Consider the following 21,175-nt stretch of genomic DNA (forward strand, 5'->3'; position numbering starts at 1 on the left):
TTTGGGGGCTTCACAAATGAACATAATAATAGATCGTAAAGTGGAGAAGATTATTAAATCTCATCAAACTAATGATCCTCATAAAATAACATCAAATATGAAGGTTGAAGTCATTTATGAAGAATTAGGTGATATTTGGGGATACTTTCATTTTTACAAGCGTATTCCGATCATACATATCAATCATCGACTCAACGAAGAGAACACTCGTCATACTATAGCCCATGAGTTAGGGCACTACATATTTCATCCGAACATAAGCACACCCTTTTTGAAATCGAATACATTGTTTTCAATTGATCGAATAGAACGGGAAGCCAATTATTTTGCAGTTCATCTTCTTGTTGGAAATAATAGACCAGAACCTTTTGAAACGAGGGAACAATTTTTACTCAGATGTCAAATCCCTACAAAATTTCATAGCTTCTATTAAGACTTATCGGTAGAGGCTTATTTCGTCACGCCCAAACAAGAACATACATTCCCCATGAAAGGCGGTGTTGCCTATTAAATGTAAATCAAACTAAATTAATTTAAGAAGGAGGAGCAAACATGAAAGGTCACGTAAGAAAAAGAGGTAAGAAGTGGTGTTTTGTCCTAGATATCGGACGAGACGAAAACGGGGAAAGAAGGCAGAAATGGTTTTCCGGATATGACAAAGAAAAAGACGCTGAACGGGCTATGATCGAAAAAATAAAAGAAATTAACGACGGCGTATTTATTGAAGAATCTGAAGAAACTGTGTCTGAGTTTATGACTAATTGGCTTACAAATAAAAAAAACCAAGTCCGCCCTGGAACATGGAAATCGTATTCTTGGTTAATAAATACTCACTTAATTCCACATCTCGGAAAAGTAAAAGTGTTTCACCTTAAACCTAGACATCTAAACGATCTCTATAATCAAAAGCTATTAAATACAATATCTGCGAATTCAATTAAAAAGCTTCATGGGCTTATTAAAGATGCTCTAGATGAAGGCATTGGTTTTGGTGATATATCAAAAAACGTAGCCAATGCGGTGACTCCACCGAGAGTTAAAAAAGTGAAGTTTGAAGTATGGAATGAAGCACAATTAAAAGTCTTTTTAGAATCAGCAAAAACTAACCGTTTTCACGTTGTCTTTGATCTAGCGGCGTCCACTGGAATGCGTATTGGTGAAATACTTGGGCTGAGATGGAAGGATGTAGATCTAAATGCTGGCAAGCTTTCAATCAGACAGGCATATACGAAGGCTCATTCCGGTTATGAATTTCACGAACCGAAAACAGCTAGTGGCGAAAGGTCGGTTGCCTTATTTCCTGACACTATTGAATTACTAAGGCAACACCAGTCTGAACAAGAAAGAGAAAAAAATGAAAACCGACCTATCTATAACGATCATGGATTGGTCATTCAGACACATATCGGTACGCCAGTAAGTCCTCGAAATCTATCCCGAGAGTACTATAAAATATTGGACAAACTCGACCTGCCCAAAATAAGATTTCATGACCTGCGACACACTCACGCATCAATTCTTCTAAAACGTGGTGTCCATGCTAAAATTGTCCAAGAACGCTTAGGCCACTCATCTATAACAATAACATTAGATACTTACTCGCACGTTTTACCAGGATTGCAGGAGGCTGCTTTGAGAAGTTTAGGAGGGTCCATTCTTGGGGATGATGATGACAATAAACCACTTTAACAAACTAAAGGTTTGCAATTGGTTTGCACCCAAAAAAACGGCGCAGCCCCCATCTCACCGGAAAGCCGCGCCATTATTGACTTTATAAAGATGCTGGTGAAGGGAATTGAACCCCCGACCTACGCATTACGAGTGCGTTGCTCTACCCCTGAGCTACACCAGCAAATGTGGTTCGATGATATTCCTCACGAAACAACAAAAATTATTATAATACTTCAGCAGCAAAATGCAAGTCCTATTCTTACGGAAATATCCTCCGTAACTGGCGGTATTACCCGCCTAATTTCTCCTGCACGGACTGGATCTTCTGTTTGCTCGAGGAGACTTGATCCCTGCGGTCGTCGATCTTCACGGAAGTCGATACGCGCTTCGCACCGGACAGAAAAGGCGCTTCATGCAAAGCCTCAATCGCCCGCCAGATCATGTTAAGCTCTCCCTCGATGATGGTGCTCATCGAAGTTAGCTCATAGGATATTCCATCCTGTTGTTTCAATATACGCTGCATCTCGGCAACATAAGAACTCAAGCTCGTTGTTGCGGTTCCGATCGGAATCACCGTTACCTCCGCTATAGCCATCCTGAATACCTCCCTCGTTGCATCTCATTAATATGGAATGCTTCCGAATGCGTTAAACTCCCGGATACAGTTATCATATCAATTCTGACCCTCCATATCAAAGTCCGTCTGTCTGTAACTTCATACAAGATATGGTGTATCTTCCTCGTTTCATCCGTACGAATATATCCTATTTTGTCAAAACGATAATATACGTGGTATCTGCGCAGAAAAGGTCGCATTTGGTCACAATTCAGGAAATGTTATGGCCTTTTGGCAGTTTCTTAACTGGCACAATGGCCGCTCGTTTGCTATAATTCTTTTTGCGTTCAATTTTAAGAATATAGTTTACAAACACAATATATTGGGTTAAATTAGATTAACAACAACCAAATATAGTGTGTGTAGGTGCCGGATCAACCTATAAGGCAGTCCGGCTTAATAGGGAAGCATGGTGTAAATCCATCACGGTCCCGCCACTGTAAGGGCCTAAGGCTGTTTATGATCTATCAGCCATCCACATACGACATATGCCACCGAGGAACCGGATCAAGGTCTCAGGGGAGGCAATGCCGAGGAAAGTAGCTCAAGTCAGGAGACCTGCCTATATGCAGCAGACACCAACCTACGGGGTTTTAGGTAAGTGTTCGTTAAGCTTGCGTCTGTACATAACATCATGCCCATTCATGGGCTTATGGCAAACGTCATTTTCGAATCACAGCGCACGGACATTTTCAAGCCTGCCCGCGGGTTTTAGAAAATGTTTTTTTGATGTCCTTTTTCATATTTCCCCCGAAGAAAGCGAGGAATTTATTCATGCCCCAGCTCGTAGTTAAACCGAACAACCGTCAGCTCGCCTTTGATGAAATTCGTCTCTCCGTCTATGCCGACCGGACTCTAAAAGGATTGGACATGCTCGATAAAGAGCGCCTGCTTCGCGGCGTCAATGCCAAATTGCGCGGTGAGCAAGTTACCGGCGAAGAAATCAGCAACGCCTTCACGATGTCCGCCCTTGAGCTTGTAACCAAAGAGGAGCCGGATTGGAAGTTTGCAGCTGCGCGTTCGTTTCTGACCTCTTTATATAAAAAAGCGGCCACCAACCGCCGATACAAAGCATACCCGGAAGAACCATACGGTGCCTTCTACCCGCTCATTACAGAGCTTGTACAGAAAGGCATTTATCGCGAGGATCTTCTGACCAGCTACACCAAAGAACAAATCGAAGAACTCGGCGAATGCATCGATCCAAGCCGCGACCTGCTGTTTGATTACATCGGGCTGTTGACACTGGCTGAGCGTTACCTGGCAAACGACTTTGACGGTCGCGTCATGGAACTTCCGCAAGAACGGTACATGGTCATCGCGATGTTCCTCATGCACAACGAGCCAGCTGACAAGCGTCTTGACCTTGTCAAAGAAGCCTACTGGGCCATGAGTAACCTGTATATGACGGCCGCTACGCCGACCATGTCTAACGCAGGTAAAAAAGTAGCCGGCCAGCTTTCCAGCTGCTTCATCGATACCGTGGACGACTCCCTGGAAGGAATCTTCGATTCCAATACGGATATCGCCCGTCTCAGCAAAATGGGCGGCGGCATCGGGGTGTACCTCGGTAAAGTTCGTGCACGCGGCTCTGACATTCGCGGTCACAAAAACACCAGCTCCGGCGTTATCCCTTGGATTCGCCAGTTGAACAACACCGCTGTTAGCGTTGACCAATTGGGAACTCGTAAAGGCGCTATCGCGGTTTACCTGGATGTGTTCCACAAAGACATTCTGTCCTTCCTGGATCTGAAGCTGAACAACGGTGACGAGCGCATGAGAGCACATGACGTGTTCCACGGCGTATGTCTGCCTGACCTGTTCATGGAAGCTGTAGAAGCACGTGAAGAGTGGAGCCTCTTCTGTCCACATGAAGTGAAGAAAATCATGGGCTGGAAAGACGAGAACGGCCGTCCGCTGGGCCTGGAAGACTTCTATGATCAAGGACAAGGCGAAGGCGAATTCCGTCAAAAGTATGCTGAAGCCGTGGCGAGCCCGCTGCTGCCGCGCATTACGGTACAGGCTATCGACATTATGAAGCGCATCATGAAATCCCAGCTTGAAACGGGTACACCGTACATGTTCTACCGCGACACGGTCAACCGTGCGAACCCGAACTCTGCGCATGGCATGATCTACTCTTCCAACCTGTGCACCGAGATCATGCAGAACCAATCTCCGACAGTTGTTGAGCAAGAGGAACTGGTTACGAAAGACGGCCAAACCCGGATCGTAATTTCCAAAATCCCTGGCGATTTCGTTGTCTGCAACCTGAACTCCATCCACTTGGCTCGTGCTGTACCTGCTGGTGTGCTGGAGCGTCTCGTTCCGATCCAGGTTCGCATGCTGGATAACGTTATCGACATTAACAATATTGAAGTTCTGCAAGCTCAATATACCAACAGCCAATACCGTGCGGTCGGTCTCGGCACCTTCGGTCTGCATCACTTGCTGGCGCTGGAAGGCATCCGCTGGGAATCCGACGAAGCCGTTGCATATAACGACAACCTGTATGAGCACATCAACTACCTGCTCGTTAAATCCAGCATGGAGTTGGCCAAGGAAAAAGGCCACTATCCGAAATTCAAAGGCTCCGACTGGGAGAGCGGCGAGTACTTCACGTTCCGCGGTTACACCGACGGCGAGCATGAAGGCAAGTTCGTAACCACCGAACAATGGCGCGAATTGCAGCAAGAAGTACAAGAAAGCGGGGTCCGTAACGCATGGCTGTTTGCCATCGCGCCGAACGGCTCCACATCGATCATCGCGGGTTCCACAGCGAGCATCGATCCATTGTACGAACTTCTGTCTTATGAAGAAAAAACCACTTACAAAGTGGCTAACCCGGCTCCGGATCTGTCCGAAAAAACGATCTGGTACTATAAAACGGCTTTCTTGATCGACCAGCATTGGTCCATCAAAATGGCTGCCGCCCGTCAGCGTCACGTTGACCAAGCGCAAAGCTTTAACCTGTACGTCCGCCCTGATATCCGGGCTTCGGAATTCCTGGAGCTGCACCTGCATGCCTGGAAAGCCGGCATCAAGTCCACTTATTATGTACGCAGCCGTGCGCTGACGATTGAAGAGTGCGAAAGCTGTGCTAGCTAACCTTTAATTTCGAACCCACCCAAACCCTCCCTTCCAAGGGAGGGCCCCAAGGGCTCTGCCCTCTGGACACCCGCAAGGTGCTTAGGTTCTGAATGAGGCGCTTCTACGTTACTTTAGTGGCTAGGAGCGCTTTCTCCCTTCGGGAACGCTGGAATTTAGCGCGAAAGCTAATGAGTTACTTCGTGCGATTGGTGAGTTACTGCCTGCTGGGATCGCTCTCCCCTTGGGAATCGCTGCATGTTTGGCTCACATCGAACGGCTGTAAGCAATGTTGAATATGCTTTCTAATAAAAGACTACAAGGGTAAGGGGATCCAATCGGAAGAGTTTACGTCCGCCTTTGGGAGCCCTTTGCAACCTTAAAAATACATTCAAGCAAAGGGCGGACAACAGCGGCTGGAGAGTGGATACCCGTCCCTCGAATAGGCTCGCAGGTCCCTTCAACCTTCCGCCCTACTATGATATACAAGGAGAGAAAAACGGCATGCAAATGCAAAAGATATTTAATACCGAAGCACCCAACCGCTCCACTCGCGTCATTGAAGGTGAATGCTCCGGGATCTTGAACTGGAACGACATTCGGATGCCTCATATGTATAAGCTGTACAAAGTCCTGCTGCTGAACCACTGGATCGCGGACGAGATTCCGATGTCCAAGGATGCGCAGCAGTTCCCGCGCCTGGACCCTGAAGAGCAGCGCACCTTCAAGATCAACATCTCCCTGCTCGCTGTTCTGGATTCCATGCAGACGATGTTTGTCAGTGACGTGAAGCGTTACTTCACTGATTCGTCACTCGAAGCCATCTCGGCTATCATCGGTCAGCAAGAGGTGGTTCACAACCAATCCTATTCCTACGTGCTATCCTCCATCGTATCGGAGCAAGAGCAGAAGGACATCTTCGAATACTGGAAGCATGACCCGGTACTTCTGGAACGCAACCAGTTCATCTCGAACATTTATCAGAACTTCCGTGACAATCCGTCGCCGCAATCCTTCTTCGAAGCGATGGTCGCGGACCTGATCCTGGAAGGCATCTTCTTCTACAGTACATTTGCCTTCTTCTACAACCTCGCTCGTGACCAGAAGATGATGGCAACCAGCCAGATGATCTCCTATATTCAGCGTGATGAGAACCAGCACTGCTACTTCTTCGCCGAAGTGTTCAAGCAGCTGCTCAAGGATTTCCCTGAGCTGAACTCCAAAGAGAACATCGACTACCTGTACCGCACCATTGACCGTGCCGTCGAGCTCGAAACCAACTGGGCCCACTACACGCTCAGCAATGTGCGCGGCATCGATCTGAACGAATTGGGCGATTACATCAAGTACATCGCGAACCGTCGCATCACCATGATGGGTCTGGAAAAAGCTTACGAAGGTGTGGACGTTAACTGCATGCCATGGATCAAGCCTTTCTCCGATGAAGCCCTTAACGCGACGAAGACCGACTTCTTCGAAGCTAAATCCCGTAACTACGGCAAAGTTGGCGACGACAACGGTTTTGACGATCTATAAAAACCTCTCCAAATACACAAACCTCCGGGATTCCCTTACCAGGGATCTCGGAGGTTTTTTATATCATATGATCGGCTACAATAAAATGAAATACAATAATGTGTCATCATTTATGAAGGTGACATTTCTGTACGTGATCGGTTCCATGCCGCTGAAACTGCTGGCCGCGCTGGTTGATTTTCAAATTTCAAATATTGAGGATTATTTCTGCTCCAATATGTGAACACGCTTCATGAATAGAGAAAAGATGAAACCTACAATCGCAACGACAACAGCAATATCAAAAACATGTTGTATCCCTTCTGTCAAAGCAAGCGCGGCGTTAGCAGGGTCCGCCTGGTCTGCCGTTTGCTTCAGAAAGCTGCTCATGCCCACAGACATGATACTTACCGCAACCGCTATGCCGATCGCACCCGCCACCTGCTGGACCGTATTCATAATTGCGCTACCGTGCGGGTAAAGTGAAGGAGGCAATTGGTTCAGTCCATTCGCCTGCGAAGGCATCCAGACCATGGAGATCCCGATCATCAAAAAGGTGTGAAGCACAATGATTTGGGTTATTGTCGTCGTTGCCGTAATTCCTGAGATAAACCAGAGAACGACGGATATCAAGGCCATACCCGCGGGAACAACCCATCTCGGCCCAAATTTATCGAATATTCTGCCCATAATCGGTTGCGTGATCGCGTTCACAATCCCCCCGGTCAACAAAACAAGTCCGGCCGAAAAAGCGTTAAGGCCGAGGCCTCTGATCAAATACAAGGGCAACATAATCATGGCTGCCATCATCACCATTACGGCAATCATAAGCATAACAGTGCCAACCGTAAACATAGGCTGTTTGAATGCCCTCAAATCCATCATAGGCTGCTTCATTCGCAATTGCCGTACCGCAAATATCATAATCGCCAATATGCCGACAATCATCGGAATCACGACCTTGGGCGCTCCAAATCCTCCTTCTCCTTCCCCTGCACTGCTAAAAGCAAATACAATTCCGCCGAAGCCAAGCGTGGATAAGATAAGCGAATAGATATCTATTTTCGGCTTGGTAATCGTCGATATATTTTGCATATATCGCATTCCAAACAGAAGAGAAAACGCCAAAACGGGAAGGGTCAATCCGAAAATCCAGTTCCAGCTAAGCTGCTCGATCAACAGACCGGAAAGGGTAGGGCCGACAGCAGGAGCAACCACAAGGACAAGCCCGATCAGCCCGTAGGTCGTCCCCCGCCTCTTAGGTGGAACAATGACAAGCACTGTGTGAAACATCAGCGGCAGGATGACCGCTACGCCCGCAGCTTGAATGACTCGTGCAATCATGAGCAACTCAAATCCCGTGGAAACGGTCGCCACCGCTGTGCCGAGTAAAGCCAATAAGAGCGAAGCCGTGAACAATTGTCTGGTTGAAAACCATTGGAGAAACAACCCGGATATCGGAACCAATATGCCGAGGGTCAGTAAGTAACCTGTTGTCAGCCATTGGGCGGTTGCGGCGGTGATATGAAACTGGTTGATTAAATCGCTGAGCACTACGTTTAAAGCTGTCTCGTTAAACATCCCAATAAATCCGCTTAATAGTAAGGAAACCATGATTGGAATAACTTTATATTTTTGCACCGCATTATGCTGTGCTTCTGGCGTCGCTGCTTGCATATTCTCCACTCTCCTCGTAATAATCCAATATTATAGACTTTAAAGATATCAGTTGTCTTTAATTAGTCAAAAAAAGAATTGCTTGTTATGTAACTATATTCAGTTCTCACACAAGATCAGTCATTTTCTGATTTCTCGACTGTTCTTCCATCTCTTCTTCTGCCGATAACACCACCTTTTGAATCGGGCATCTTAAAAGTAATATTTTTTTCGATTTCATTTCCGAAAGTATTTCTATGACGATCACTAAGGTTTAACGAGGTTCATTTTCGGCGGGATATACCCGAGTTGCCTGCCCATTTTTACAATTTGCCCCCTATGATGAAATTCGTGGGTGATGGTGTGCGTAAAAAGCCATAATTCGGTTAACTCTACGCTGCTACTCTGCCAGGATGCTGGAATGGTAGGGTCCCATTTGTTTTTAAATTCATTCAGAAATTCATGAACCAGGGCATCCGTTTTCTTAAAAACTTCACGCATTTCCTGTACATTGTCAACGAATTCTGGTTTTATTTTGGGAAGTGATTGACCAAGGGCACGACTCCCCAACCATACCCTATAACAATCGGCTACATGAGCATGCAGACTGCGAATAGAAACTCCGCCTAAGGTTTCAACTTCTTTAACATAATCTGTGGGGGACATAGTTTCGCAATAACTAAATAATGATTCCCTTGTACGTTGGATCAATTCATACTGGCTTTCGAATACATCCATCTTCTCGCTCCCTTTTTGAAAATAAGATACGTATGGGTTAAATTGTGGATTTCACCACCTAGTTAATCGCCATGCGTAGCGCAATAAAAAAATACCACTTTAATAGTGGTGCACGTTTACATAAAATTAGTGTGTCGAATGTCTACTCTACACTCCCCTGGGCAGCCCACATTCCGCTATTCCGAATCAGCTTACGCACGGATTCTACCTGGAAAGATGGAAGATGATGCCCCGGCATCAGATATACCACGCGGCCAGAGCCATATGTGTGTGCCCACGCAGCAGGCCACCGCTGGCCATCATGCACATATTCGGCAAGTATAACCGCCGATTCATGCGGACTCAGCTCGAACCGAAACGGTTCTTCATCTATCGTAAAATCGCTTAAGTTCTCCACAATAGGGTGACTCCCTTGATTATATCGAACTGGCAGTGACGTATATTCCGGATGTCCCGTAACCCTGCCGCCGATTAACTTTTCCAGTTCTTTGCTTTGCTGCAGCGAGATACCGTTGTGGATAACTAGCAGTCCTCCGCCGTTTCTCACATAGGATATGAGCGCTTGTACCTGATCTTCGGGTATCTCCAGATCCGAAAAATCCGCGTACGATATAAACAGATCATAGCCCTCCAGCTTATCCTCCTGAAGCACGGCGTAATCATCCGTACATTCAACGTCCATGTCCATATGTTCAAATATGGTTTGTAATTCGTGATCAATATTCGTAAAAGGATGATATTTCGCTCCCTCGTATTGTCCAAGCGCAATTGCTTTCATATTCATGGTCTCCTCTCCTTCCCGTTTGCCAGGGTCACTCTCGTCCTTCATGCTGTTCGCCAAGGTACGCCTTTTGGTCCATCACAAGTTTCATGATGCGATCGGCAGACACATCCGGCGGCACGGCCGCTTCTTGATCCAAATCGCGGCTCATGTAGGACAGTCACCCCGGTTAGTTATAAATCGATATTGTAGATTTTAAAGACACTTGTTGTCACTAATTGGCTTAAAAAAAAGAAGTGTCATATGACTATATTATGTTCCCGCACAAGATCCGACATTTTCTGATTTCTCAACTGTTCTTCCATCTTCTCTTCTGCCGATAACACCACCTTTTGAATCGGGCATCCTGGTCCATGCTCGAAACTGCAATCGAAAAAGGAAGCCGAACCTTCAATCGCATGAATAATATCTAGGAACGAAATATTTTCCCAATTTCGTTTGAGTCGATAGCCGCCATTCACCCCCGTTATCGATTCAATCATGCCCGCCTTCACCAACTTTGTCAGTATTTTGGACAAATAGGTTGGAGAGACACTTTGTCGCTCCGCCAACTGCTGTACACCTATTGGTTTTTGGGGCGTCGCCGCAGTAAGAAAGAGCATCGTATGGAGGGCATAATCGGTAGCCTTGGAGTACTTCATTCAACATCACCTCAATTAAGGACTTTGCAGATCTATAATAACTATTACATTTCATTACGTCAAGCATAAAACATGCGCTTTTCTTGGAATCTCACGAAGTTTCATCAGGAGAAAAAGGAGCGGTTTAGAAACAGCCACGTCATTGAAGACACCGCTCCGGATGAATTCGCCAGGCAGAGCCGAAGGCTGCTAAAAAAGCTGTACCCGGATCGATGGGGGAAGTGCCTAGTAGATCGCCTGGGTAAAGAAAGCCTACGATGCACATCTATCGACCATCGATTGTCCGAGCAATGAATATTTTTCAGCAAGTGTGTTCTCTTTTTTCAGTTGGGATCATCAATCGATATTCCCTTTAAAAGCAGCTTGATCGCATTGACATGCAGGGCTGCATATTCGTCCCCGCTTAATTTTGGCATCGTTAGGCAGAGCTGCGTTGCTCCAGCTAATGTGGACATCACACCAAAACTCAACGTTTCGATATCTTCATTAATAAAAACGCCTTGCTCGATCCCTTTTTGCAGCACTTGTCTAATCGCACGATAGGCTACTTCTGTGATCTCTCTCAATGTAGCCAATGCTTCGGATTCGCTTGAAAGTGTTTTAGCATACTCTTCGAGTGCTTGGATTAAGGGACTTTCACAATCTCGTCCGAATAAATCAGCCATTTCAAGCAACTGTTCGCTGGGAGACGTGGATTGCTCGGCCGAACGAAGCCACTTTTGTGACATGTCTTCGGCATGCTGGGTAAGCAATTGGAGAAAGAGTACCTCTTTATTTTTAAAATGATGATACAAATTGCCCTTACTCATCTGTGTCGATGCACATAAGTCGTCCATTGTAGCTCGATCATAACCTTTTTCGATAAATAACAACTTGGCATGGTTTAAAATAATCGTTTTTGCTTCTTCTGCCGGCAATCGTCTTCTGGTCATAAAGCTCCTCCTGGAACCTTATGAACGGTTCCTTTTATACTTGAAAAATTGAAAAGCACCATATGAGATAACGATAGCAAAAATCCCAAAGAATGCAAACGGCATATCTAGCGTGTGGCGGTATACAATGCTTTGCAACCCCATGTTTTCCAGCGTCGATGATCCATATCCCCAAATGGATGTATTAAAAATGTTCGTGGCAAAATGGATCCCGATGGGAGCAGCCAGACCATTGGTGTGGTAGGCAACGATTCCCAGAAAGAATGCCCCCAGCAGGTAATACAACGGTCCAAAAATCCCGTAGTTTAGCATTTCGGGGTTAAAACCATGGATCAGGGCAAAAATTAGGGAAGTGATGAAAATGGACCAGAATACACCGCCTCTTAATGATCTAAACATACGGTACATATAACCTCGGAACAAAATCTCTTCAGCAGCACTTTGAACCAAAATCAAAGGAGCGGTAACAATGAGTACACCCAACCATGGAAGCGGGTCAAAATGAAGCGTAAAAGCTTGAGGATGCACGACGATATCGACAAGCAAATACAAAATAAGCGCCATAAAATACCACAAGAAATAAATCGCAAACTTTCGGAAATCGGGCCTTTTACCTTCAAACAAAAATGTTCTAAAACGAATTTTGAAGAAATATTTGGTGACAAGGAAGATGCCGAGAATAAGGAATAAAAAAGACAAATAAAGTGTGATTAAACTAGGTAATCCTGAGCGAGTAGCGGGAATCAAAGCATTAACAAGATTTAACCATAATAAAGTGCCGCCTTGCCAAATAATAAAAATAACGATGAACCCTGCTACAGATTTGAAGCTGAATGGTATCGGCGGTTGAAGGCCATATTTTTTTTCCATGACATGCACCCATCTCTCATTGTAGTTACCGACTAAATAGTCGGTAACTACAATATACATACCCAATATATGTCTGTCAACAATGAACAAAGATTTTGACGCTTGTTATTGCGTGGTTGCCTTTAAAAACCATCACTTCTTTGCTTGATCAGCAGCTAATTTTGTTGAATAAACCAAGGAGCTGAAGATTCGATCTATCCTCCTGGTCGTTTTACCCCTTCGCTGCCCATACCTCGATCTCTACCTGAATGGACGGCATCGCCAGTGCCGGTACGTAGGCCATCGTCATTGCCGGCGCCTTCCCCCCGTGGAATTTCTCCCATACCTGGTGGAAGTGATCCCAGTCGACCTCCTGAACCGCCCAAATGTTGATTTTGACGATATGATCCGCCGACATCGCTTCCGTTGCCAATAACCTCTCAATGTTCGTCAAGGTATTCTCCACCTGCTGCTTCATATCTTCCGGCAAGTTCCCCTCCCTATCGGTTCCCACCTGACCGGAGAAGACCAACAACTCAGCCCCTCTCGGAACCTTGGGTTACATGGGTATAAGGCCCGATCGGTGGGGCGATACCTGGCGGATTGTACCGCTGAATTGGAGACGGCTGTTCCTCATCGGCTTCATTCAAAATAGCCAGCGTCTGATGGTCTTCCCATGTCCCGTTGATTTTCACGTTTTTCCGGGCAATGCCTTCTTTATGGAATCCAGCTTTCAAAAGCACTTGGATCGAGCCCAGGTTGTGCGGCATCACACCCGCCTCAATTCTGTGAAACTTCAATTCCTGAAAGGCAAACTTCACAATCAATTGAACCGCTTCGGTCATATAGCCCTTTCCGTTGTGGTCTTGGTCCAGAAAGTAACCGATCCAGCAGCTCTGCAGATTCCCCCGCACCACTTCGGTCAGCATAATCTCGCCGATAGTCGCTCCGGTGTCCTGCAGTCCAATCACATAAACATACCCTTGATCTGCCTTACTGGCTTCTATGGCCTTTCGGATCCGCTCAAGCTGACCCTGATGGGTGTAGAAGCTCTCTTCCCTTAAGCCCGTGAACCGCTGAAAAAAGTCCCGGTTATCCTTCTCGAGCTTCAGCAGTGCCTCTACATCCGATTCCTCTACCGACTTGACATAAATCTGTTTCCCTTGCATAAACATGGTATCCTCTCCTTTGTTTGAAGCATTAGAAACACAAAAAAACACCACAGCGCACCTGTGGTGTACATGCCGATCTATGCAACCACAAGCAAGCGACCTGTGGTGTTAATTCCACTGCATCCTCATCCGGTTACCGAATGGAAGGATCCTTGATCGCTGAATATCCGATTTTGGACACACTTCTCCCATTATCGGACGGATCAAAGAAAACAGCGGTGGAGTATCCCATGCCTTTTGCCAAAGACGCCAATGATCTTTTTTTCATGTGAATACTCCTCCCTTCTGCTTCGCGCGGTTCATCTGTTCCAAACATCTATGTTCATACAAAGTCTCTCGCCTTACAGCTCGAGTCGCAACGTTAGTCTTCCATACCTTAATTAGCCATAGAATACATGATTTCGAATGAATGGTCAAATTCGCTAAACTGGATTTACATGACCGTTCCCTTCGGATTGTCTTTGGCCGGTCCTCTGCCCTGTTTCAGATGCTTCAGCTGAGCCACAATAATGACACTGATCACCACCAGCAGAAACCACGAGCTGATTTTGCCGATATGCACAATGCTCCATGTCCGCTCCTGACCCGGATAGGTCCAAGCCCCAAGAAACGTAGAAATATTCTCAGCGATCCAGATGAAAAAGCCAATTAGCAGAAACGACAGCACCAGCGGCATCCGCAGGGTTTTTCCGTCCACATCAAAATACACCATGGTTCTGCCAAAAACCACGAACAACAATGCCGTGAGAAGCCAGCGTGCATCCCACACGTAGTGATGGGTGAAGAAGTTGGCATAGATCGCTGCGCTGATCAGCACGGTCAGCACAGGCAGCGGCCAGCCGGTGATGCGCAAATTCATTCGGCGCCATGCCTGGCATATATAACTGGCTACGCTGGCGTACATAAAGCCGCTGTACAGCGGGACGCCGCCGATTTTGCTCCAGCCCTCCTCCGGGTAAGACCATGAGCCCATATGCACTTTATACAGCTCCAGCATCAAACCGATGATGTGAAAGACACAGATGACCTTCAGCTCATCCCATGTCTCCAGCTTGCTCACCAACATCCCGATTTGTGCCAGTACACATATGAGAAGGATGAGATCATACCGCGCCAAACCGGGAATTTCAATCACCTTGGTCAGTCCCAGCGCGCCGAAGATAATCACTGGAAATATGCAGGACAAGGCCTGCTGATAACCGAAAATCCACAGCTTCCGTATAAATTTCATAAGCTCCTCCTACCACCTGCACATTCGTATACTTCACCCTACCACAGACCGCGAATTCAATAAAAGAACAGCGTTGTCATAATTCGTCCAATCCATTGACGGGTGTATAGCAAAAAAAGAGAGCAGCCCTTCAGCTGCCCTCTCATCGGTTAACGTCCTATTTGACTATAACTTGAGGTTGTGCATGACGCCAATGATGCAGTTCAACAAACCCCGTTCAATCGCTTGATACCTTTCGAGTTACCCTGTCTTGCGCTAAGCTTAAACAGCCCGAAGGATCATCTTCTCCAGCATGGCCGATGAACGCTGGGTCAGAGGGCGACAGGGTGGACCGATTTTTTCTTTTTGACCCGTAACAAAAATGTAAGAGGTATGGCAATAACAGCCACCATCGTTCCGATCATAAACACATCATCAATGCCCATCGTTGTTGCGGCACGCTGGGTCGAAACCCCCGCTCCCATGTAATAGGATGTTCTGGATACCACCAGTGCGCTGAATATGCCGATCGATAATGAAGCAAGCCCTTGTCGTGCCCAGTTCGTGATGGACGATGCGTGACCTGAATATTCGCTGGACACCGCACTCATTGCTGCGTTCGTTAACGGCATATTGCATAAAGCAATGCCAAGGCAGCGAACCAGCTGCAGCAAGGAAATGTACATAACCGAGGTGTTGGTGCCGATTCCGCTGAAAGCGAGCGTGGCTGCCACAATGATGAGAACTCCCGTGATCACCAGCCGGAATGGGCCGATCCGATCATAAAATTTACCGATAAGCGGCGACGCTGCTGCCATGACAATCGCGCCCGGCAGCATGATCAGGCCGGTATCCATCGGGGACAGCTTCAGCACAGTCTGCAAATAGAGCGGCACCAGCAAGGTTCCCGTATACAGGGATATTGTCACGATGCAGTTCAGGATCAAGCTGTACCGGAATCGGGGGAATTTGAATACTTTAAGCTGCAATAACGGGGATGAAATCCGCAGCTCCCACTTAACGAAGAACAGCAGCAGTAAGACTCCGGAGATGAGTAGAGACAGGGTCTTCCAGGATCCCCAACCCCAGTCGTTACCATGGCTGAAGGAAAGCAACAAAAGAGAACTGCCTGCCACCACTGTCAAGAATCCGAGGAAATCAAACGATTTCTTCCCGGTCAGTCGGTAAAAAGGAATGAATTTGCTTACGATGACAATCGAGATCAGGCCGATCGGAATATTTAGAATGAAAATCGATTTCCAGCCAAAATATTGCACCAGCCATCCGCCAAGTGTCGGCCCAATCACTGGTGCCAGCATGGAGGCCAGGCTCCATAGCCCCATGGCATAGGCTTGCCGTTCCCGGGGAAATACCTGGTAGATGATCGTCATCGTAATCGGGATAATCATCCCGCCGAACACACCTTGCGTAATCCGGAACGCAATCAAGGTCTCGATATTCCAGGCTACGACGCATAATAGCGACGAGAGTGTAAAACCCATCAATGCCAGGACAAACAGCCTCTTATAACTGAGCTGGTCCCCCATGTAGCCTACGATGGGAGCCACAATTCCCGTGGCGAGCAGGTACCCGGCCATCAGCCATTGGGTGGTGCTCAGCGTGGCATCGAACTGCTCCATCACAACCGGAAAGGCCACATTGATGGTGGTGATGCTGAGCACCGCCAGAAAGTTACCGAAAAAGATAGCGCTCATAATAAGCCAAAATGAAGATTTATCTTGTGTATTCACATGAAGCCTCCTAAACAAAGTAACCCCGCCCGGATCTGATTAACAGAGCTGGAGGCGGGATTCGAAGAGTACAGTCCTAGGGTTATGGAAATAATTTTTTGCCAAGCAATCGCAGTAAAATATACAGGTTATCCGCTTCATCCTCATCCAGCTGCTTGAAGGATTCCATGACGGCATAATCCCCCTCGCTGCGCGCATCGAGCACAAGCTGCCGGCCTTCTGCCGTAAGATTGACATAATGGCTTCGTCCATCACTGGGATTGGGCGTTCGAACCACCAATCCCCGCTGTCCCAGAGCGTCCACCAAATACGTGATTGTTGCAGCCTTAAGCTCCATATGCTCAGCCAACCGGTTGGGAAGCAGAGGACCCTGCTGCTCGATCAAACTTAAAATCTTATATTGATTCATCGTTAAATCGTTCTTTCTCAAGTGACTCAAAAAAGATACGACGCGATGCCTCGTCATTTTATCCGATAACTCACGGTACATATCCATGAGTCTCTCCACGCTTGCTTCTCTTCCGTTCTCCAGAGCATTTCACCTCGATCTTATTTTAGTTCAATGATTCTAACTTGTAAACACCATTTTCATGTTTTCATTTCCGAATTTCCCTTTTAATTCATGTTTTATCACTAAACTACTTAGATTATTCGAAGTTTACTGCGGGGATTTGAGCCGCCTGAATCCCTAAAGAAGACACCCTTCCAGAAAAACTCCCCAAGGTATGCCCTTCATAACGATTCGCCTAGTCTAAATCCCCGCTGCTATACAAAAAAGGGGCCCGGTAAGGCCAACTAACGCCTTCGGAACCCTTCACACTTGATATATGGCTATTCTTCATCGTCTGCAAACAATTCATGAAGCATCGCTTCCCGGCGATTCACAAATTCCTTCGTAATCATATAATGATCCGTTTCCTCCAAGCTCGACTCTTCCACCCCTTCGGAAGTCAGCTTATAGATGACGGAATCCGGATAGGCCATAACAATAGGCGAATGCGTGGAAATAATGAACTGCGAATCTTCCTGGACCAGGTCATGGATGCGTCTGAGCAGCGCCATTTGGCGAAACGGGGACAACGCCGCTTCCGGCTCGTCCATAATGTACAGGCCATTCCCCCAAAACCGGTTCAAAAAAGTGGCGAAAAACGATTCTCCATGCGATTGCTGGTGAAGCGATTTGCCGCCGTAGGAATCATAAAGCCCAGGGCGTTCCCGCTCCAACGCATCTACCTCGCTGGCGACATTATAATAGCTCTCCGCCCGAAAGAAAAACCCGTCACGCGGTTTGCGTACGCCTCGAACGGTTCGTATATATTCATGAAGCTTGGAATGCGTCTCCTCGGTTGAGAACGAGAAGTTCATCGTTCCTCCTTCCGGATTAAACCCAAGGGCCGTGGCGATCGCCTCCAGCAGCGTGGATTTGCCCATACCATTCTCGCCCACGATATAAGTGACCTTCGGATGAAAATGGAGTCCGTCCAAAGCCGCAACCGCCGGCAAATTAAAAGGATATTCATGAAATGACGGGACACGGTCCCTCATTAACACAACGCTTCGCAGATAGGCAAGCATAGCAGCGTTATCCAAGCGCTTCCCCTCCTTGATTGTGAAACCTATAATTACTAGTCTACTATATATTATTCCAGCAATGGTTCCAATTCAGGATCATCGCTCGATATATATGAGCATAAGCATAGGACATTTCCCTGAAGAATGAACACGTGCAGCCTGTTTGCGCCTACGCGTAAACAGGAGGGCATTCCCTGGAGTTGTTTGTTGCCTCATCGATACTCAAAAAATGCGCCATAACAGGGCTCATTGGCACCTGGAATGACGCACTTTTTTATATTATATCGAATGCGGTTGTTCCGATATGCTATTCGCTTACGATAAATTGATAGAGCTCCTCGACCTTCTCTTCCGTCAGATCGCCGCTGTTATCGAATACCTTAATGGACGTCTGAGGAATGTCCCAGTTCACTTCCGGAACGAAATCGACGCGCTTCTTGAAGTCGTCCCAATGATCCAGTTTCCACTGATCCCGCTCGGTCTGTCGGTCAACGATCCGTTCCTTCTGCAAATCCATGTCTTTGAGGGCGACCACGATGACCTTCACGTCAACGTCGCTCTTCGTTAATCCAGCCGATGCGATGACTTCTTCAATCCATTCGCGATTCTTGAGCTCGGCGGTAAACGGAGAAATCATAAAGACATTTTGTCCGGCACCCAGGTTCTCGATGCAAATGTCCTTGGTCGTGTCATATTCCAGATCACGCAGGTTCTCTTTATAAAAGGAAGAGTCGCGATCGTTCGGATCCAGTCCGTTACTTTCCAGGAATTTTTCAACAAAGCGTCCCCCCACCGTATCGCGATCGAGAAATGCAGCCGGTATACGGACTGCAAGCTTCTTGGCTACGGTTGTCTTGCCTGTACCGGCCACGCCGACAAAAAACACTAGCTTTTGCAAATGGTATCCCTCCATATGATCTCTATCGGTTTTATATCCCTGTCGTTCACTCGGGCATTCTTAAACACGTTCTGCCCGGTAACGGGTTTCTTCAATTAACTCCTCCATTGCGGAGGCCAAACGTTCCTGAAGAACTTCCGCTACATCGAATCCGCCATCTTCAGTACGTGCCACTTGGGCATCCACCGCGTACACGCCTCCTAGAATATGACGGGCTCCGATCGAAGAAAGCACGGGCTTAAGCGAATAATCAATCGCCAGCAGATGCGCGAGACTGCCGCCGATGAACATCGGAAGCACGATTTTGCCGGCCAATCCTTTTTGCGGAATCAGGTCTAAAAATGTTTTCAGAACGCCCGTAAACGAAGCTTTATAAACCGGACTTGCCACAATCACGGCATCAGCCTCGGCCACAAGCCCGTTCGCTTTGACAATATGTTCACTCTCAAACTTGGTATGAATCAAATCCTCAGGCGGGAGCCCGGCCACATCGATCCGGCTAACCTCGAAATTCGCAGCAGTCAATGCCTGCTCCGCATACTCCATAATCGCATTCAATCGGGATCCGGCTGTGGGACTCCCGTTAATAATAACAGCTTTCGCCATAATCATTCACCTCGGCTTATCTTATAGTGTCGCCATCTCATCCATTCATACGATCGCTATGTAAGATCCTCTCGACTTAAAGTCAGACGGCCATAGCCAACATTTCAGAAAAGGAGGACTTTACAAAGAACCGCAAAGTCTTCCATAAGCAGTCGCTCTTAAATCCGATGTTTACCAATATAAATCAGAGCAAATTTGTCAGAATTAATATCATCGTATCAATGTGTCCGCGCTTTTGTCAATGCAGCAGCACCGGCAATTGAACCTTGGCATTTCGCGAACCACTACGCCCATTTCCTCCCCAAACTTCCTGGGTAATGTGATGATCCCGTTCATATACTTCATAGCGATGCAGCGAAAGCGGCGCTGGATCGCCATTCCGCGATCAGCCACTCTTCTTCATCCATTCCCAATAGCGCCGACACGTAAAAGCACGACCTTTCACCTATTCTGTTCACAAACGGCACCCCGGACTAGGCGAATGCATAGAGATAAAGCATCGACGTTCAACGATAACAACCTAAAAGGAGGACTGAAATGAATCCCCCACAGCCCATTCCCTACGTAGGCTCCAAAACCGAATGCAAGGAACAGCCCATCGCTTTCCCTCCACAGCATCAACACTGCCAGCCGGGCCTGGAGAGTCTAATGTCTCCGCGTCCGATCAGCGAAGATCCCGCGTACCGAGGCAGCGGTAAACTGGATGGCAAAATCGCCATTGTGACCGGGGGGGACAGCGGTATCGGCAAAGCGGCCGCCATTGCCTTCGCCAAGGAAGGTGCCGATCTGGTCATCCCATACTTATATGAGACTTCGGATGCGGAGGTGACGAAACAACGGATTGAATCGTTCGGCAGACGATGCCTCTTAATGAAGATTGATCTGCGATACAAAAAAACTGCGAAGCCGTGGTTAACGAAACGATAGCCTGCTTCGGCAAGCTGGATGTTCTCGTGAACAACCATGGCGTCCAGTATGTGCAGCGCAGCATCTTGGACATCACGGAAGAACAGCTCCATCACACCTATCAAACGAATATCTTCCCCTTCTTCTTCATGATCCAGGCCGCGCTGCCCCACATGAAATCCGGGGCGTCGATCATCAACACGGCCTCCATTACCGCCTATGACGGTTTAAAGGAGCTCATCGACTATTCCTCAACCAAAGGCGCCATTGTTTCCCTTACCCGATCCCTGGCCCTTTCGCTGGTCGATCAAGGCATCCGCGTCAATTCCGTCGCTCCCGGCTCAGTCTGGACGCCACTCATCCCATCCAGCTTCTCCGCTGAAGAGGTCGCCGTATTCGGAACGAAATCACCGATGAAGCGGGCCGCACAGCCCTACGAGCTGGCACCCGCCTATGTTTACCTGGCGTCATCCATCTGCTCATCTTTTGTCACGGGTCAGGCTATTCACGTCAACGGAGGGCAGATGGTAACCAGCTAGCATGGATGTCGCAAGCATCTGAGAATTCTATGAAT

General features: G+C 47.3%; 19 protein-coding genes, 1 tRNA gene, 2 pseudogenes and 1 riboswitch. Of the genes and pseudogenes, 6 read left to right on the plus strand and 16 right to left on the minus strand.

The window, feature by feature from the left end; translation table 11 throughout:
• The first annotated feature begins 16 nt into the window (after positions 1 to 16).
• Both AB4124_RS06220 and AB4124_RS06225 read left to right on the plus strand, forming a co-directional pair.
• Positions 17 to 433 carry an ImmA/IrrE family metallo-endopeptidase gene (locus tag AB4124_RS06220; protein ID WP_441971801.1) on the plus strand — a complete coding sequence of 139 codons (417 nt, stop codon included), beginning with the start codon at positions 17 to 19 and terminating at the stop codon, positions 431 to 433.
• A 119-nt stretch (positions 434 to 552) separates the two neighbouring features.
• Positions 553 to 1,689, plus strand: a complete 1,137-nt coding sequence (locus AB4124_RS06225) for a tyrosine-type recombinase/integrase (protein WP_441971803.1) — start codon at positions 553 to 555, stop codon at positions 1,687 to 1,689.
• A gap of 91 nt (positions 1,690 to 1,780) precedes the next feature.
• On the opposite strand, the gene AB4124_RS06230 is transcribed toward AB4124_RS06225, so the two are convergent.
• Positions 1,781 to 1,852 (minus strand) — tRNA-Thr (locus tag AB4124_RS06230).
• Positions 1,853 to 1,960: 108 nt separating this feature from the next.
• On the minus strand, positions 1,961 to 2,266 hold the full coding sequence (locus AB4124_RS06235) for an MTH1187 family thiamine-binding protein (RefSeq protein WP_076322239.1): 306 nt from the start codon (positions 2,264 to 2,266) through the stop codon (positions 1,961 to 1,963).
• 368 nt (positions 2,267 to 2,634) lie between these two features.
• Positions 2,635 to 2,867, plus strand: a riboswitch (cobalamin riboswitch).
• Between the two features lie 194 nt (positions 2,868 to 3,061).
• On the opposite strand from AB4124_RS06235, the gene AB4124_RS06240 reads away from it, so the two are divergent.
• The 3 genes from AB4124_RS06240 to AB4124_RS06250 all read left to right on the plus strand — a co-directional run bounded on the left by AB4124_RS06240 (position 3,062) and on the right by AB4124_RS06250 (position 7,133).
• Positions 3,062 to 5,395: a ribonucleoside-diphosphate reductase subunit alpha gene (locus AB4124_RS06240; RefSeq protein ID WP_098741781.1), complete on the plus strand. Its 2,334-nt coding sequence runs from the start codon at positions 3,062 to 3,064 to the stop codon at positions 5,393 to 5,395.
• A 483-nt stretch (positions 5,396 to 5,878) separates the two neighbouring features.
• Positions 5,879 to 6,910: a ribonucleotide-diphosphate reductase subunit beta gene (locus AB4124_RS06245; RefSeq protein WP_076322241.1), complete on the plus strand. Its 1,032-nt coding sequence runs from the start codon at positions 5,879 to 5,881 to the stop codon at positions 6,908 to 6,910.
• A 67-nt stretch (positions 6,911 to 6,977) separates the two neighbouring features.
• Complete coding sequence (locus tag AB4124_RS06250; protein ID WP_430138141.1) at positions 6,978 to 7,133, plus strand: hypothetical protein; 156 nt, start codon at positions 6,978 to 6,980, stop codon at positions 7,131 to 7,133.
• On the opposite strand, the gene AB4124_RS06255 is transcribed toward AB4124_RS06250, so the two are convergent.
• The 14 genes and pseudogenes from AB4124_RS06255 to ssuE all read right to left on the minus strand — a co-directional run bounded on the left by AB4124_RS06255 (position 7,112) and on the right by ssuE (position 19,695).
• A complete protein-coding gene (locus AB4124_RS06255; protein ID WP_441971806.1) occupies positions 7,112 to 8,566 on the minus strand; it encodes an MDR family MFS transporter in 1,455 nt (484 codons plus the stop codon). The genes AB4124_RS06250 and AB4124_RS06255 overlap by 22 nt on opposite strands.
• 246 nt (positions 8,567 to 8,812) lie before the next feature.
• Positions 8,813 to 9,283, minus strand: coding sequence for a DinB family protein (locus AB4124_RS06260; protein WP_076322243.1), 471 nt, complete (start codon positions 9,281 to 9,283; stop codon positions 8,813 to 8,815).
• 142 nt (positions 9,284 to 9,425) lie between these two features.
• Entirely contained in the window at positions 9,426 to 10,067 is a 642-nt protein-coding gene (locus AB4124_RS06265; RefSeq protein WP_430110770.1) for a ThuA domain-containing protein, read from the minus strand.
• A gap of 236 nt (positions 10,068 to 10,303) precedes the next feature.
• On the minus strand, positions 10,304 to 10,705 hold the full coding sequence (locus AB4124_RS06270; protein WP_441971809.1) for an Rrf2 family transcriptional regulator: 402 nt from the start codon (positions 10,703 to 10,705) through the stop codon (positions 10,304 to 10,306).
• 323 nt (positions 10,706 to 11,028) lie between these two features.
• On the minus strand, positions 11,029 to 11,637 hold the full coding sequence (locus AB4124_RS06275; RefSeq protein WP_339270078.1) for a TetR/AcrR family transcriptional regulator: 609 nt from the start codon (positions 11,635 to 11,637) through the stop codon (positions 11,029 to 11,031).
• Between the two features lie 18 nt (positions 11,638 to 11,655).
• Positions 11,656 to 12,507 (minus strand): CPBP family intramembrane glutamic endopeptidase, encoded by an 852-nt coding sequence (locus AB4124_RS06280; protein WP_339270076.1) that lies wholly within the window; start codon positions 12,505 to 12,507, stop codon positions 11,656 to 11,658.
• Positions 12,508 to 12,718: 211 nt separating this feature from the next.
• Positions 12,719 to 13,661 (minus strand): annotated as a pseudogene (locus AB4124_RS06285) (GNAT family N-acetyltransferase).
• A 130-nt stretch (positions 13,662 to 13,791) separates the two neighbouring features.
• A complete protein-coding gene (locus tag AB4124_RS06290) occupies positions 13,792 to 13,926 on the minus strand; it encodes a hypothetical protein (protein WP_272914349.1) in 135 nt (44 codons plus the stop codon).
• Between the two features lie 165 nt (positions 13,927 to 14,091).
• Positions 14,092 to 14,889 carry a DUF817 domain-containing protein gene (locus tag AB4124_RS06295; protein WP_441971812.1) on the minus strand — a complete coding sequence of 266 codons (798 nt, stop codon included), beginning with the start codon at positions 14,887 to 14,889 and terminating at the stop codon, positions 14,092 to 14,094.
• A gap of 311 nt (positions 14,890 to 15,200) precedes the next feature.
• Complete coding sequence (locus AB4124_RS06300) at positions 15,201 to 16,619, minus strand: MDR family MFS transporter (protein ID WP_441971814.1); 1,419 nt, start codon at positions 16,617 to 16,619, stop codon at positions 15,201 to 15,203.
• Between the two features lie 82 nt (positions 16,620 to 16,701).
• Positions 16,702 to 17,127, minus strand: coding sequence for a MarR family winged helix-turn-helix transcriptional regulator (locus tag AB4124_RS06305; RefSeq protein ID WP_441971816.1), 426 nt, complete (start codon positions 17,125 to 17,127; stop codon positions 16,702 to 16,704).
• A gap of 323 nt (positions 17,128 to 17,450) precedes the next feature.
• A complete protein-coding gene (locus tag AB4124_RS06310) occupies positions 17,451 to 18,209 on the minus strand; it encodes an AAA family ATPase (RefSeq protein WP_441971818.1) in 759 nt (252 codons plus the stop codon).
• A gap of 289 nt (positions 18,210 to 18,498) precedes the next feature.
• Entirely contained in the window at positions 18,499 to 19,089 is a 591-nt protein-coding gene (locus tag AB4124_RS06315; RefSeq protein WP_339270065.1) for an AAA family ATPase, read from the minus strand.
• A gap of 60 nt (positions 19,090 to 19,149) precedes the next feature.
• The gene (gene ssuE, locus AB4124_RS06320; protein WP_339270063.1) at positions 19,150 to 19,695 is read right to left on the minus strand and encodes an NADPH-dependent FMN reductase; all 546 of its coding nucleotides are present in this window, start codon (positions 19,693 to 19,695) and stop codon (positions 19,150 to 19,152) included.
• Between the two features lie 537 nt (positions 19,696 to 20,232).
• Here ssuE and AB4124_RS06325 point away from each other — a divergent pair.
• Positions 20,233 to 21,140: pseudogene (locus tag AB4124_RS06325) on the plus strand (SDR family oxidoreductase).
• Positions 21,141 to 21,175 lie beyond the last annotated feature (35 nt).

Source organism: Paenibacillus sp. 2KB_20, from assembly GCF_052115765.1.
Lineage (GTDB): Bacteria > Bacillota > Bacilli > Paenibacillales > Paenibacillaceae > Paenibacillus_AQ.